We start from the raw sequence: 451 nt of genomic DNA, 5'->3' as shown, positions 1-451 counted from the left end.
CGAGCTAGTGAATGGCGACGCGCGGCGAGCGCTGAATACCCTGGAAATGATGGCCGATATGGCCGAAAGCGATGACTCGGGCAAGCGGGTGCTGAAGGCGGAACTGCTGACCGAGATCGCTGGCGAGCGCAGCGCGCGCTTTGATAACAAAGGCGACCGGTTCTACGATTTGATTTCCGCCTTGCATAAGTCGGTGCGCGGTAGCGCGCCGGATGCGGCACTTTACTGGTACGCGCGGATCATCACCGCCGGCGGCGATCCGCTGTATGTTGCCCGCCGCTGTCTGGCGATTGCCTCGGACGATGTCGGCAACGCCGACCCGCGGGCGATGCAGGTCGCCATTTCGGCGTGGGACTGCTTTACCCGCGTCGGGCCGGCGGAAGGCGAACGGGCGATTGCCCAGGCCATCGTCTATCTGGCCTGCGCGCCGAAAAGCAACGCGGTGTACACC

Annotated in this window: 1 pseudogene; it reads left to right on the top strand. The window is 64.3% G+C overall.

Going from position 1 to position 451, the window contains the following annotated elements:
- A pseudogene (gene rarA / locus M3180_RS22330) lies at positions 1 to 451 on the top strand (replication-associated recombination protein RarA); the annotation flags it as partial.

Source organism: Paenibacillus camelliae, assembly GCF_023715345.1.
Taxonomy (GTDB): Bacteria; Bacillota; Bacilli; order Paenibacillales; family Paenibacillaceae; genus Pristimantibacillus; species Pristimantibacillus camelliae.
This window is presented reverse-complemented; position numbering and strand designations above follow the sequence as displayed.